At 70.5% G+C, this 12,061-nt stretch carries 9 protein-coding genes; 6 read left to right on the forward strand and 3 right to left on the reverse strand.

The genetic code is table 11. The features are described from left to right. Window positions 1–50 precede the first annotated feature (50 nt). Together GGR04_RS01760 and GGR04_RS01765 are read right to left on the reverse strand one after the other, a co-directional pair. Window positions 51–2,684 carry an AAA family ATPase gene (locus GGR04_RS01760; protein ID WP_183197233.1) on the reverse strand — a complete coding sequence of 878 codons (2,634 nt, stop codon included), beginning with the start codon at window positions 2,682–2,684 and terminating at the stop codon, window positions 51–53. A gap of 5 nt (window positions 2,685–2,689) precedes the next feature. Next, window positions 2,690–3,814, reverse strand: a complete 1,125-nt coding sequence (locus GGR04_RS01765) for a metallophosphoesterase family protein (RefSeq protein WP_183197235.1) — start codon at window positions 3,812–3,814, stop codon at window positions 2,690–2,692. Between the two features lie 202 nt (window positions 3,815–4,016). Here GGR04_RS01765 and ku point away from each other — a divergent pair, with 202 nt between their 5' ends. From ku to GGR04_RS01780, 3 genes are all read left to right on the forward strand, one after another. Beyond that, window positions 4,017–4,949, forward strand: a complete 933-nt coding sequence (gene ku / locus GGR04_RS01770) for a non-homologous end joining protein Ku (RefSeq protein ID WP_183197237.1) — start codon at window positions 4,017–4,019, stop codon at window positions 4,947–4,949. A gap of 7 nt (window positions 4,950–4,956) precedes the next feature. Then, a complete protein-coding gene (gene ligD / locus GGR04_RS01775) occupies window positions 4,957–7,656 on the forward strand; it encodes a DNA ligase D (protein ID WP_183197239.1) in 2,700 nt (899 codons plus the stop codon). A gap of 71 nt (window positions 7,657–7,727) precedes the next feature. After that, on the forward strand, window positions 7,728–8,828 hold the full coding sequence (locus GGR04_RS01780; protein ID WP_183197241.1) for a pyridoxal phosphate-dependent aminotransferase: 1,101 nt from the start codon (window positions 7,728–7,730) through the stop codon (window positions 8,826–8,828). 6 nt (window positions 8,829–8,834) lie between these two features. Here GGR04_RS01780 and GGR04_RS01785 read toward each other — a convergent pair whose 3' ends face one another. After that, a complete protein-coding gene (locus tag GGR04_RS01785; RefSeq protein ID WP_210291604.1) occupies window positions 8,835–9,107 on the reverse strand; it encodes a hypothetical protein in 273 nt (90 codons plus the stop codon). A 339-nt stretch (window positions 9,108–9,446) separates the two neighbouring features. Between GGR04_RS01785 and GGR04_RS01790 the strand changes: the two genes are divergently transcribed. From GGR04_RS01790 to GGR04_RS01800, 3 genes are all read left to right on the forward strand, one after another. After that, the gene (locus tag GGR04_RS01790; RefSeq protein ID WP_183197243.1) at window positions 9,447–9,794 is read left to right on the forward strand and encodes a DUF2147 domain-containing protein; all 348 of its coding nucleotides are present in this window, start codon (window positions 9,447–9,449) and stop codon (window positions 9,792–9,794) included. Window positions 9,795–10,029: 235 nt separating this feature from the next. Next, on the forward strand, window positions 10,030–10,368 hold the full coding sequence (locus tag GGR04_RS01795) for a DUF2147 domain-containing protein (RefSeq protein ID WP_183197245.1): 339 nt from the start codon (window positions 10,030–10,032) through the stop codon (window positions 10,366–10,368). A 471-nt stretch (window positions 10,369–10,839) separates the two neighbouring features. After that, window positions 10,840–12,057, forward strand: coding sequence for a porin (locus GGR04_RS01800; protein ID WP_183197247.1), 1,218 nt, complete (start codon window positions 10,840–10,842; stop codon window positions 12,055–12,057). Window positions 12,058–12,061: the final 4 nt, after the last annotated feature.

Below are 12,061 nucleotides of genomic sequence, written 5' to 3' on the forward strand. Positions count from 1 at the left end.
TGCTTTGTCGAAAAAGGGGTCGCCGGTGGCGGCCCCTTTTTTCGTGGGGGCTACAGGCGGAAGGTCCGGCCGCCGAGATGGCGGAAGTCGCGCTCGCGGCAGGTGAGCACGATGATCTGCAGGCCCTCGGCCGCCTGGCGCAGCACCTCGTGCATGCGCCCGAGGCGCACCTCGTCGGTGTTGACGAGCGCGTCGTCGAGGATCACCGCCGCGGGATGCCCGCCGCGTTTCAGGACGTTGGCGAGCGCCAGACGCGTGACCACGGCCACCTGCTCGCGCGCGCCCGAGGACAGGCGCCGGAACTCCTCCTCGACGCCGCGCCGGTGCAGGCTGCGGATCTCCAGCGTCGTCTCGTCCAGCTCGATCTCGCTCTCGGGATGGATGATGCGCAGATAGGGCGCGACCTGCGCCTTGATCGGCCCGAGCCAGTGCTCGCGCGCCTCGCGCTGGGCGGCGATGAGCGTCGCGTGCAGGAGCTTGGCGGCCCCCGCCTCCAGCGTCAGGCGCGCGACGCGCGGCTCGGCGGCCTCGATCTCGTCGCGCAAGCGCGACAGGGTTTCGCCGAGCTGCGCGGCACCGCGCACGCCGAGTTCGGTCTCGAGCGCGATGATCTCGTCGCGCAGCGCCCGCACCGTGCGGTTGAGTTCCTCCAGCGCGCGCTTCGATCCGGCCAGCGCGCGCGCCGCGCCGTCCGGGTCGGCGCCGCCGAGCGCGGCGCGGCGTGTCTGCGCCACCGCCTCCTTGGCCGCGCGGTCGAGTTCCGTGGCGGAGAGGTCCTCGGCGAGCGCAGCCGCGGCACGCCGAGCTTCGGCATCCCCGAGTTCGGCGCGCAGGCGATCCGCCTCCTCCGCGCGGTGGCGTGCATCGGCCTCCAGCCCGGCGCGGCGCGAGGCGAGCGCGGCGGCGGCGCGGCGGGCGGCCTCCAGCAAACGGGCCGCCTCTTCGGCGCGCTCCTGCGCGGCGCGTCGGCGGGCCCGCAGCGCCTTCGCATCGGCGTCGGCGTCGGCGGCGCCCTCGTCCGCCGCCGGCAGTGCTTCGAGCGTGGCGCGCGAGGCGGCCAGCGCCTCGCCCGCCGACGCGAGGCCTTCGGGCAGGATGGCCTGAAGTCGCGCCGTCAGCGAGCCTGCCTCCATCCGCCGCTCCTCGGCGCGGGCGGCGAGGCGCCGGGCCTCGTCGAGCGAGGCGACGCGGGCCTTGGCGAGGCCGGCGCGCATCGCATCCTCGGCGGCGCGCTGGCGGCCCGCGAGTTCCGCCGCGCCGGGACCGGGATCGACGCCGATCCAGCCGAAGCCTTCGAGATGGAAACGCCGGGGCGAGGCCACGGCGAGCGGCTCCCCGGACGCGAGCGTCCGCCCGGCGTCGTCGGTGACCGACGCTCCGCCCTCCGGCTCGAAGCGGATCGTCGGCGCAGTGGCGGCGACGGCCGCCGAGGCGGCGCGGCGATCGGCCTCCAGCGCTTCGAGGGTCTTCAGCGCCTTGGGGTCGAAAGGCTGCGCGGCGGCCTCGGCGCGAAGGGCGGCGAGCGCCATCTCGACCTCCCGCGCCTCACAGACCCGCCCTTCGACGCGGGCGATCTCGTCGGCGAGGCGCCGTCGCTCGGTCGCGGCGACGGCGCGCTCGTCGTCGCGCTCGGCGGCGGCCAGCGCCTGCAGCGCCTCGGCGCGGGCCGCCTCCAGCCGCTCGATGCCGGCCTCCCCGCCGGCGGCGTCGGCGGCGATCTCGGCGAGCGCGGTGGCGGCCTTCGTCTGCGCGTCCGCCGCCCGGTCCGCGGCCTCCGCCAGCCGCCGGCGCTGCGCCACGCGCTCGCCCGCCGTGTCGCGTCGGTTCGTGGCGAGCGCCAGTTCGCGCTCGGCCTCGACGAGATCGCGCTCCCGGCCGGCGACCGCGCGGGCGCGCTCTTCGGCGACTTCGAGCGCGCGCTCGGCCGCCGCCACCGCGTCGTCGCGCTCATAGCCGGCGAGGATCTCGCGGCGCCGCGCGAGCTTCTCCAGCCGCTCCTCGTCGTGGCGATGGGCGTCCTCCGCCTCCGCGCGGTCGCGGCGCAGCGTCTCGAGTTCGTCCTCGGCGATCTTCAGCGGCGAATCGGATTTCGGCCGCAGCGTGTTGGTGAAGAAGCGGTCCTGCAGCGCCTTCGAGGCCGCCAGCAGCGCCCGGCCGCGCTCGCCACCGAGGATCACGCCGACCTCGCCTTCCAGCGAGGCGGTGACGGCGTCCTTGCCGACACCGAGATCGAGCCCATGCGGCGAGCGACCCTGCTCGACCCAGAGAAGGCCGAAGGCGCCCTGATGCTCGCCGAGCTTGGATTCGCCCCGGCCGGGATGCGAAAAGCGGAACAGTTCGGCCAGCCGCTCCTCCACCGCGTCTCCCGCCAGCCGGCCGCCGGCCCAGGCGAGTTCGGCGTCGGGCCGCTGGAGGAAGGCCTTCTTGAGCGAATAGGCGGTGCCGTTCAGTTCGAACTCGACGGCGACCTCGGGCCGCACCTGCCGCCCGTAGGGGGCGAGCGCCTTAGCGGCCTCGCCGGTGGCGCGGTGCTTCTGGAAGAAGGCGGCGCGCAGGGCGGCGAGCAGCGTCGACTTGCCGGCCTCGTTGTCGCCGACGACGACGTTGAGGCCGCGGTCGAAGTCGAGGATCTCGGCCGAGACGGTGCCGGCGAGATCACGCACGGCGAGGGATTTCAGATACATCGGGGTCAGCCCTCGCCGCCGGCGAGCCGGGCGTGTTCGACGTAGGCGATGCGCAGCGCCATCGCCGCCGCTTCGCGCTCGGGATCGGCGGGATCGGCGGCCTTCTCGCGCAGGCGCTCCACCGCCACGCGCACGAAGCCGGCGAGGTCGATCCGGTCCAGATCCTCCTCGTCGGGCTCGTCGAGGAGATCGGCGTCGCGAATGCGCAGGTCGAAGAGCCGCGCGTCCCACTCGTCGAGCCGCGCCTGCAGCGCCACGCGGTCGCGCAGCGCAAGGCTGCCCGTGAGCGTCAGATCGACCAGCGTGTCGCGCGGCGCCGGCAGCGCGGCGAGCGCGTCGTCGAGTGCGGCGATGTCGCCCTGCAGACGCAGGGAGAGGGCGCGCCAGCGATAGCGCGCGGTGGCCACACGCTCGACGCGGGGGGCGGCGCCGGGGGCGTCGATCTCCACCAGCGCCGCGAAGCCCGGCTCGTTGGCGGGGTAGCGATCGGGCTCGGGCGTGCCGGCATAGACGGTGCGCTCGGCTATGGCGAGGAAGCCGTGCCAGTCGCCGAGCGCCAGATAGTCGAGCCGGGCGCGGGCGGCGCGGTCGTCGGCGATCGGATTGCCGCTCTCGGCCTTCTCGGGCAGCCGGTTGGCGACCGAGCCGTGGGCGAGGCCGATGCGAAAGGCGCGCGGCGGGGTCTCGGCATGGTCGAACCAGGCGGTGAGGTCGGCGCCCTCGTGGCGGCGCGTGAGGGGCGCCGGCAGCACCACCGCCTCGCCACCCAGAAGCGCGATCGGCTCCGGCCGGTCGGCGACGACGATCTCGCATTCGCGCCGCATGCGGGCGAGCCGCGTCCAGACGGAGACGCTGAGCGCGGCGTCGTGATTGCCGGGCAGCAGGATCCAGGGGCCGCGAAAGCCGGCCATCGCGTCGAGCGTCCGCTGGATCTCGCGCTCGGACACGGTGTTGGCATCGAAGGCGTCGCCGGCGACCAGCACGAAGGCGGCCTCGCGCTCGGTCGCCAGCGCGGCGAGGCGCTCCACGGCCCGGAACCGTTCCGCGCGCAGTTCACCCCGCTTGTCGTCGCCGTAGCCGCCGAAGGGCTTGCCGATCTGCCAGTCGGCGGTGTGGAGGAAACGGATCATGGCGGTCCTTCGGGCGATGCCGGGTGATGGCGGCCTCGCCGCGGAGGCTGGGGATCGCGGCCCCAAGCTTCAACCCCCGCCGGACTCAAGCCCTCGTTTATCCAAGGGTTTCTGAATCGAGCCGATGCGGGAACGGCGGGTCGGGATCGGCGTTGCCCGAGTCCACGCGCCCCCGGGGTGTGCGCGTCGCAGGAGCATCGCCATGGCCCGCCGTCCCGTCTGGAAAGGCCAGATCCGCCTCTCGCTGGTGTCGATCCCCGTGGAGATCTTTGCTGCGACCAAGTCGGGCGCGACGATCGCCTTTCACCAGATCCACAAGGAGTCGGGCAAGCGCATCCGCTACGAGAAGGTGGCGCCGGGCATCGGCCCGGTGAAGAAGGAGGACATCGTCAAAGGGTTCGAGGTCTCCAAGGGCAACTACGTGCTCCTCACCGACGAGGAGATGGAGGACGTCAAGCTCGAGACGCGCAAGACGCTGGAACTCGTGCAGTTCGTCGACCAGAGCGAGATCTCGCCGCTCTACTACGACAAGCCCTATTACGTCGTGCCGCAGGACGAGCTGGCCGAAGACGCCTTTCGCGTGGTGCGCGACGCGCTGCGCCAGTCGAAGAAGAGCGGGCTCGGGCAGCTGACGATGCGCGGCAAGGAATATCTCGTGGCGCTGCGCCCCTGCGGCACCGGGCTGCTCTTGGAGACGCTGCACTACGCCGAGGAGATCCAGAAGGCCGACGATCTCTTCTCCGACATCGAGGAGGGCAAGACCGAGGACGACCTTCTCGACGTCGCCCGCGCGCTGATCGCCAAGAAGTCGAGCGCCTTCAAGGCCGAGACCTACAAGAACCACTACACCGCCGCGCTGAAGGCCCTGATCGAGGAAAAGCGCAAGACCGGGAGCGTCTCCGACCCCGACGATGACGGCGCCGACGAGGCGCCGACGAAGGGCGGCAAGTCCAACGTCATCGACCTCATGGCCAGCCTGAAGAAGAGCCTGGAAGGCGCCAAGGGCGGGGCGGAGGACGAGGAGGACGACGACGCGGACGACGAGGACGAGAAGCCGCGTCGCAAGGCAACCGCGAAGGCTCCCGCCAGAAAGGCACCGGCGAAGAAGGCCGCGCCGAAGCGCAAGAGCGCCTGAGGGAGCGATGGCGAGCAAGGCCGAAACCCTCCTCGAGAGCTACCGCCAGAAGCGCGACTTCGCGCGCACCAGCGAGCCCTCCGGCGGCGCGGCCAGCGCCGAAGGTCTCGCCTTCGTGGTGCAGAAACACGACGCGACGCGCCTGCACTACGACTTCCGCGTGGAATGGGAGGGCGTTCTCAAGAGCTGGGCGGTGACGCGCGGGCCGAGCCTCGACCCCGCCGACAAGCGGCTGGCGGTGCGCACCGAAGACCACCCGATGGACTACGGCGACTTCGAGGGCACGATCCCCGCGGGAGAGTATGGCGGCGGCACCGTGATGGTCTGGGACCGCGGCACATGGGAGCCGGAGGGCGACGCCGAGAGGGGCCTGGCCGACGGCAATCTCAAGATGATCCTGCACGGCGAGAAGATGCGGGGACGCTGGGCGCTGATCCGCATGAAGCCTCGGCCTAAGGAGAAGCGCGAGAACTGGCTGCTGATCAAGGAGAAGGACGGGGAGGTGCGGATCGGCGAGGATTTTCTCGCGGCCGACCGCAGCGCCAAGACGGGCCGCGACATGGCGGCGATCGCGGCCGGCGACGAGACCTGGAAGCGGCCGACGGGGAAGAAGGCCCCGAAGGTCGTGCCGGTGACCCACAAGGCCGCGCCGCACAAGAAGGCGCGGGACCCCAAGGCGTCGGACGGCGAGACGCCCTCCCCCCGTCGTCGGAGCGGACGCGCCGACGCCATGCCGGCCTTTCGCCCGCTGCAGCTCGCCCGCCTCGTGGACGAGGCGCCGGCCGGCGACGACTGGCTGCACGAGGTGAAATACGACGGCTACCGCGTCCTCATCGCGATCGGCGACGGCCGGACGCGGCTCTACACCCGCAACGAACTCGACTGGACCGACCGGTTCGGCCGTCTGCCGGAGGCGGCGCTGGCGCTCGGCTGCCGCAGCGCGCTGATCGACGGCGAGGTGGTGGCCTTCGACAAGGACGGTCGGAGCGACTTCTCCTCGCTACAGGCGGCGCTGAAGGAAGGAGGCGAGCTCTCCTGCTTCTGCTTCGATCTCCTGCATCTCGACGGGGAGGATCTCACCGGCGAGCCGCTGATGACCCGCAAGGAGAAGCTCCGCGCCCTCGTCGGCGCGGCGGAGGGCACCCCGCTCCAGTACAGCGATCACGTGCGCGGGCACGGGCCCAAGGTCTTCGCGGGCATCTGCAAGGCGGGCGAGGAGGGCATCGTTTCCAAGCGCGCCGACGCGCCCTATGCGGGCGATCGCAACGGCGACTGGCAGAAGACCAAATGCACCCGGCGCCAGGAATTCGTCATCGGCGGCTTCGCGAGTTCCGACAAGAAGGGCCGCGCCTTCGCCTCGCTGCTCGTCGGCGTGCGGGAGGGCGACGGCCTTCGCTATTGTGGCCGGGTCGGCACCGGCTTCGACGACGAGACGATGCAGGACCTCGCCGCGCGCTTCGAGCGCCTCGCGCGCAAGACCTCGCCCTTCGACGCCCCCCTGCCCGGCCCGATCCGGCGCACGGCGCGCTTCGTGACGCCGGACCTCGTTGCGGAGGTCGATTTCGCCGAGTTCACGGCAGACGGGCAGATCCGCCACGGGGCGTTCCAGGGCCTGCGCGAAGACAAGCCGGCGGACGAGGTGGTGGACGAGACGAAGGCGGACACCAGCGATGACGATGGCGCGGCGTCGAGCGTGGGCGCCAAGCGCAGCCGATCGAAGGACGGCGGATCGAAACCCGCCAAGCCCACGAAAGGCGAGGCCCCGGCGAATGGCGGCGAAACGGCCGGACGGCGCGAGGAAGAGGGCGACGATCCGATCGAAATCGCGGGCGTGCGCCTCACTCACCCTGGCCGCGTGCTCTTCGAGGACCTGCATCTCACGAAGGGAGATCTCGGGCGCTACTACGAGATCGTCGCGCCGCGGCTTCTCGCCCATGCCGGCGAGCGACCGCTGTCGATCCTGCGCTGCCCCGGCGGGCCATCCGCACAGCGCTTCTTCCAGAAGCATGCCGGCGAGGGCTTTCCCGAGGCACTCGGCTCGGTGGAGGTCGAGGAGAAGCGCGGCGAGAATGCCACCTACATGAGCCTGGCGGATGCCGGCAGCCTCATCGCAGCGGTGCAGATGGGCGCCGTGGAGTTCCATGTCTGGGGCGCCCACAACGCCTCGCAGGATCGGCCCGACCGGCTCGTCTTCGATCTCGACCCCGACGAGGCGCTGGGTTTCGCCGACGTTCGCTCCGCCGCCGTGCTGATGCGCGACGCCCTCGACACGCTGGGCCTGCGCAGCTGGCCGATGGTGACCGGCGGCAAGGGCGTCCATGTCGTGGTGCCGCTCGACCGGCGACGCGACGTGGAGGGGGTCGCGGCCTTCGCGCGGGGGCTCGCGAACCGCGTGGCGGCAAGCGACCCCGACCGCTTCGTCGCCGTGATGTCGAAGGCCAAGCGCGAAGGCCGCATCTTCATCGACTGGATGCGCAACGGCCGGGCGCAGACGGCGATCGCGCCCTATTCGACACGCGCCCGCGCCGGCTGCCCGGTGGCGGTGCCCGTCTCCTGGGAAGAGCTGGAAACTCTCGATCGGGCCAACGGCTTCACGCCCGACCGGGTGATCGAGCGCCTCGGCGAGCCCGACCCGTGGGCGGACTACGGCACGGTGCGCCAGTCCGTGACGAAGGCGATGATCGCGGCCGTGGCGGACGCGGACTGAAAGCCGCCGTTTCGCGGGAGGCCGAAAGGCTCTATGACGGCGCTCGATGTCCCGAACCGCCTGAGGCCGTCATGCCCTTCACGCCCCGTGCGCTCGCTCTTCCCGCCACCGTGCCCTTCGTCGGGCCGGAGGCGCTGGAGCGCCGGTTCGGCCGCCCGTTCGTGGCGCGGCTCGGCGCCAACGAGAGCGTCTTCGGCCCCTCGCCGAAGGTCGCCGAGGCGATGGCCCGCGCCGCCGCCGAAAGCTGGGCCTATGGCGACCCCGAGCATCACGACCTGAAGGCGGCGATCGCCGCGCATCACGGTCTGACACCCGAAAACATCGTGGTCGGCGAAGGCATCGACGGGCTGCTGGGGCTGCTCGTGCAGCTGACGATCGATCCCGGCGACGCCGTGGTCACCTCGCTCGGCGCCTACCCGACCTTCAACTACCATGTGAACGGACGCGGCGGCCGGCTGGATTTCGTGCCCTACCGGGACGACCGCGAAGACCCGGAGGCGCTGGCGGCGCGGGCGCAGGAGATCCGGCCGAAGTTGATCTACTTCGCCAATCCCGACAATCCGACGGGCTCCCGGCACGATCGGCAGACGGTGGAGCGGCTGATGGAGGGTGTGCCGGATGGCTCGATCCTCGTGCTCGACGAGGCCTACGCCGATCTCGCGCCGGCTGAGGCCCTGCCGGAGATGTCGCGCCTCGACCCCAAGGTCCTGCGCTTTCGCACCTTCTCCAAGGCCTACGGCATGGCTGGCGTGCGCGTCGCCTATGCGGTGGGCACGCCCGAGACGACCCGCCATTTCGACAAGGTGCGCAACCATTTCGGGGTGTCGCGCATGGCGCAGGCCGGAGCGCTCGCAGCGCTGGGCGACCAGGGGTTTCTGAGTGAGACGGTGGGCCGCATCGCGGCGGCGCGCGACCGGCTGGCGGAGATCGCCCGCGAGAACGGGCTGACGCCCCTGCCCTCGGCCACCAACTTCGTTGCGATCGACTGCGGGCGGGACGGCGCCTTCGCGCGCGCGGTGCTGGACGGCGTGCTCGCGCGCGGCGTCTTCATCCGCATGCCCGGCGTCGCGCCGCTGGATCGGCTGATCCGCGTGACGGTGGGGCGCGACCGGGAGATGGACCTCTTCGCGCAGGCCCTGGCGGGCTCGCTCCGTGATCTCGCGGGCGCTTGAAGAGCGTCAGTTGGTGGCGAGCCAGGTGCGGGCGGAGCGGAGGGCGCGTCCGATCTCGGCCTTGGTCATCGCTTCGGCCGCCTGGAAGCGGTGACGGGCGGCATCCTCGACGCCCATCTGGTCGGCGAGATTGAAGTACATGTGGGCGGAGACGAGATCGATCGCGCCGTCGCGGCCGGCGGCATGACGCAGCCCCATCGCGAACAACGTCTCGCCGATCGGCGCCGACGTGCCGAGCGCGGTGCCGAAGTCTCCATCCTGCCAGTCGAAGCGTGCCATGACCCTATCTCCATCGCCCACCTGCCCGGGCTCTGACAGCAAGATGCCATCGCCACTTGAACGGACCGCTAAAGATCTTGGCTAATTTGAGTTAAATACAGTCATTCTCTTGCGGCTCGCCGAGTGTTGCATCCTTGCCGCAGATCTGGACTTGCCGGGACCGCTCGCATGCGTTGACGCGTTGTTTGCCATGAGCCCTCCCCACCCGCGAGAGGCGTAGGGGTGCCGATCTCGCGGGCGCGCCGCTTGAGCGCGTGCCGCATTCCCCTTACGTTTGCGGAAGGGCAACCGGTATCGCGCGATCAGAGGCGAACGGACCCGATTCGGGAGGATGACGACATGCGCAAGGCAGGATGGATCTTGGCCGCCGCGGCGGCGATGCTGGCGGGGCCGGCCCTCGCCGACCCGATCGAGGGAACGTGGCGCATGCCCTCGGGCAACAACGCGGCGATCGCGCCCTGCGGCCCCGAATTCTGCCTGACCTACGTGAACGGCCCGAACAAGGGCAAGACCTTCGGGCGCCTGAAGGCGGCGGGCGCGGGCGCCTACGCGGGAACGGTGACCGACTACACGCGCGGCGGCAAGGAGTTCACCGGCAAGGGCAAGCTGGAGGGCGACATGCTGTCGGTCTCCGGCTGCATCCTCGGCGGCCTCATCTGCCGCTCGCAGGAAATGCGCCGGGTCTGAGCGAGCGAAGGATGGTCGCCGCGCATCGGCACGGCGGCCCCGCGCCGCGACCGTGGGCGCGAAACGGACCTGCCGTGCGGTGGGCGATCATCGCGCCGGTGCGCCCAAGCCCGCAGGCGCACTCGGGGACGAGATGCCAGTGCGGGCCGCGCGCGTCTGATCGGCGTTTGCCAGTTGACCGCTGCGTTCCGATCGCCGAAGGCAGGGGATCACCTCTCCTGCCGGACGCCTTGCCATGCTTCGTCGCTCTGCCCTCGCCCTCTGCGCGCCGCTCTTCCTGGTGTCCGCCGCCTCCGCGGCCGAGCCGATCCTGGGAACGTGGCGCGTCGAGAACGGCGAGACGGTGACCTATTCCGCCTGCGGGACGGCCTTCTGCGCGACGGTCGACACCGGCCGCTACAAGGGCAAGTCGCTCGGGCGGGTCTCGGGCACGGGCGGGCGTTACACGGGCAGCGTCGTCGACCCGTCGAACGACAAGACCTACGAGGGACGGGCGGAGGTCAGCGGCAACATCTTGAAGCTGACGGGATGCGTGGCCAAGGTGTTCTGCCAGACCCGGACCTGGACCCGCTGACAGGCGACGTTGGCCCGACGAAAAGCTCGACGCGCGTCGCATCCCGGACCAGCCCGTTCTCTCAGACACCCCTCGCGCCTGGACATAGGACGGGAGGCCGCCTCGAGCGGTGGACGTGCTCGCGCGCCACGCCCAATCCTGGGCGGGTGCCGCTTCGCGATCACCTCGACCGGTGTCTCGCCTGCCGTGAAGCCGGCGGCGACGATGATGCGGCAATCGAACGATGCTGCGGTGCCGCATGAGATGTGCTTGGATTGATGCAGAAATATGACAAGGCTACCTTGTGTTTTTGACGCAACAACAAGCAACCAGATAGCCACAGTGCAGGACGCCTCGCTTCTTTCCCATGTTTTGCGACATAGCCGCATGCTAAGCCTGTCTCCGAGGGCTTTCGCATCGTGTCTAAGCTTTCGCCAACAGTATATAGAGCCCGGAAACAAGGGCTTGCTGTCATTGTTGACTGGAGATCAAATGAACATCAAGAGCCTCCTTCTCGGCTCCGCTGCAGCCCTCGTTGCAGTTTCCGGCGCTCGTGCGGCTGACGCGGTCGTCATGGCCGAGCCCGAGCCCGTCGACTACGTCCGCGTCTGCGACGTGTACGGCAAGGGCTTCTACTACATCCCCGGCACCGAGACCTGCCTGAGCGTCGGCGGTTACGTCCGCTTCCAGGTGAACGTCGCCGGCGACCCGATCATCAACTTCGAAGGCGACGACTACCAGGTCGCGAGCCGCGTCCGCGCCCGCCTCAACTTCGACGCCCGCGAAGAGACCGAGCTCGGCACCCTGCGCGCCTTCGCTCGCCTCCAGGCCACCAACACCGGCGGCGCCAACAACGGCGTCAACATCGACCAGGCCTACATCCAGCTGGGCGGCCTGCTCATGGGTTACCGCGACACGCTGTGGTCGTCGGGCATCGGCGGCCTGGAAGACGGCCTGCTGACCGACACCGATCTCGTGGTCGGCGACATCAACACCAACCAGGTGTCCTACACCTTCGCCGCCGGCGGCTTCTCGGCCACGATCGGCGCCGAAGACGACGGCACGGGCGACGTCGTTCCCGACGTGCACGCCAAGCTGGTCTATTCGGGTGCCTGGGGCGGTGCCTACATCTCCGGCGTCTACGACGAGACGTTCAACCGCGAAGACCTCAACTCGGTCACGCTGAACGGCGTTGCGATCAACCTCTTCGGCGCCTACCCGACGCGCCTTCAGGACGGCGACAACGACGCCTTCGCGCTGAAGGGCGGCGTGCTCCTCAAGGACCTCATCGCGCCGAAGTCGCAGCTGAAGATCGAAGGTCACTACGCCTTCGACCCGACGATCTACGCCGGCATCACCGGCATCAACTCGGTCACCTCGATCTCGGCCTCGCAGTTCACCACGGGCGGCGTTCCGATCACCCTCGAGTGGGCCGCTGGTGCGGGCTACGCGCAGGCCTTCGGCAAGCTCGGTCTGGCCGTGTCCGGCCAGTACGGCGAGACCTTCGACGTCTCGCTGCTCAACCGCCGCACGGGCATCACGACGATCGACAGCGGCGAGTACTACGCCGGCGTCCTGAACGTCGGCTACCAGATCACGAACAACTTCGCGACGCTGGGTGAAGTCTCGTACAAGAACGTCGATTTCGGCGGCCCGGTCGGCGAGACCGATCAGGTCTCCGGCTTCCTGCGCTTCCAGCGCAACTTCTAAGACA

It is taken from the genome of Aureimonas pseudogalii, assembly GCF_014196835.1.
Lineage (GTDB): Bacteria > Pseudomonadota > Alphaproteobacteria > Rhizobiales > Rhizobiaceae > Aureimonas > Aureimonas pseudogalii.